The organism is Dietzia sp. Cai40 (assembly GCF_014145165.1).
GTDB classification, from domain to species: domain Bacteria; phylum Actinomycetota; class Actinomycetes; order Mycobacteriales; family Mycobacteriaceae; genus Dietzia; species Dietzia natronolimnaea.
In genome coordinates, this window is record NZ_JAALEB010000508.1 from 1 (window position 1) to 2,203 (window position 2,203).

Annotated in this window: 1 protein-coding gene and 1 pseudogene; one reads left to right on the forward strand and one right to left on the reverse strand. The window is 71.4% G+C overall.

All coding sequences use genetic code 11. The features are described from left to right. Window positions 1-847, reverse strand: a pseudogene (locus G6022_RS16505) (hypothetical protein); the annotation flags it as partial. Window positions 848-1,078: 231 nt separating this feature from the next. Here G6022_RS16505 and G6022_RS16510 point away from each other — a divergent pair. Continuing rightward, window positions 1,079-2,203, forward strand: a 1,125-nt coding sequence (locus G6022_RS16510; protein ID WP_182692059.1) for a DEAD/DEAH box helicase, incomplete at its 3' end; no start/stop codon positions are given.

The following is a 2,203-nucleotide window of genomic DNA, read 5'->3' on the forward strand; positions in this document are numbered from 1 at the left end:
GCGTACCGTCCGTGACGTCCTCCATGGCCCAGCGGAGACTGCGTAGCGGGCCGAGGACCGACCCCGTGCCCAGCGAGACGAGCAGGAATCCGGCGAGGAGCGAGGTGGCGCCGAGCACGATCACGATGACGGCGAGGCGTTCCAGCGACAGGGCCCGGCCCGCCAACGTGTAGATCGCCACGATGATCAGTCCCGCGATCGGCACCCCGCTGCCGACCGCCCAGGCCACGCGGAGCCGCGTCATGGCACCCAGGAACCGGCCGCGGGGGACCGGACCGTCGGCCAGGGCGACCGCGGCGACGGGACGCAGTCCGAAGTCCGCGAAGAGGAACGCCACACCGCAGACGACCATTCCGGAGAAGACGATCGTGAACCCGACCGACGGGATCGCCTCGGGGTCGATCACCCCGAAGGCGGGCGTGACCACGGCCGCGCCCAACAGCCACAGAAAGGCCTGGATCAGGGTCATCCGGCCGGGCAGACGGAGAGTCCACACCCGCTCGCGATCCGTGGGTTCGCGGCCGTCGAGGAACCACCCGACACGCCGGTGGACGGCACCACGCACCCAGATCGTCCCCACGATCGTCGCCAGCGCCACATACACCGGGACGACGATCGCGGTGGGGACCATGAACTCACGGGAGGGGAGGGTGGGACCCGGGAGGACGAAGAGGATCAGCACAGCGGCGACGGCCACGCCGACGAGGTTGGAGCCCAGCAGCGTCAGTACGAGCAGCACCCGGACCCTCATGGTGCGCAGTCGCGCTGACTCCGTCCCCCGTCCGAGCAGCACCGAGCCCAGTTCCGGGCGCCGCAGCAGGGACAGGTCGAGTCGCACGGTCAACATCGTGCCATCTGCGGGCCCCGAAGTGAGGACCTCGTCACACTCGGGGCGGGAACCGTGGTCCGGGGCCCGGTGGGGCGTAGGGTGGGCGAGTCGGCCCGCACCACTCTTGCCTCGGGCCGAATCGGATGTCGACCTCCCGTGGTCGCGCACCGGGCGCGTCGCCTCCGAGCGACGTGGCACCCCAGGAGCGCGCCGGGCAAGACGCCCCATCTATGTACGGAGATTCCTCCCTTGTCACGTTCCTTCGCCGATCTCGGCGTTCCTTCATCCCTGCTCGACGTCCTCACGGGCGTCGACATCGTCACCCCCACCCCCATCCAGTCGGCGACGCTGCCCGACGCGATGTCCGGACGCGACGTCCTGGGCCGCGGCCGCACCGGCTCCGGCAAGACCTACGCGTTCTGCCTCCCGCTGGTCACCCGCCTGGCCGCCTCCGCGCCCGCCGGCGGCCGACGTAAGCGCAACTCCCCCCGCGGGCTCATCCTGGCCCCCACCCGCGAGCTCGCCCGTCAGATCGACGAGACCCTCGCGCCGCTGGCCAAGGCGATGGGCCTCAAGACCACCGTGATCTTCGGCGGCGTCTCACAGGGTCGCCAGGTCAGCGCGCTCGACCAGGGCGTCGACATCGTGGTGGCCTGCCCGGGCCGGCTCGAGGACCTCATGGGGCAGAAGCACTGCCGCATGGACTCGATCGAGGTCAGCGTCCTCGATGAGGCCGACCACATGGCCGACCTCGGCTTCCTCCCGGGAGTCACCCGGATCCTGGCGGCCACGCCTCAGGGTGCCCAGCGCCTGCTGTTCTCCGCGACGCTGGACCAGGGTGTGGACAAGCTGGTCCGCAAGTTCCTCGACAACCCGGTCGTGCACGAGGTCGACGACGGCTCCGCCACCCCCGGCGCGACCGCACACCACGTCTTCCACGTGGACCCGGACGACCGCGTCCGCGCACTGGCGGACCTCGCCGGCGTGAACGAGCGGACCGTCATGTTCACCCGCACCAAGCACGGCGCCAAGCGCCTGGCCAAGCAGCTCTCCGGGCGCGGCGTGACCAGCGTGGATCTGCACGGCAACCTGTCGCAGAACGCACGCGTGCGCAACCTCGACGCGTTCTCCTCCGGCCAGGCGAGCGTGCTCGTGGCCACCGACATCGCCGCGCGCGGCATCCACGTCGACGACGTGGGGCTGGTCGTCCACGCCGATCCGCCCGCCGAGCACAAGGCGTACGTGCACCGCTCGGGCCGGACCGCACGCGCGGGTGCCGTCGGCACCGTGGTCACCGTGGCCACCTCCGACCAGGTCCGTGAGGTGCGCTCGCTGCTGCGGTCGGCCGGCGTGACGGCGGGCGAGATCGTGCTC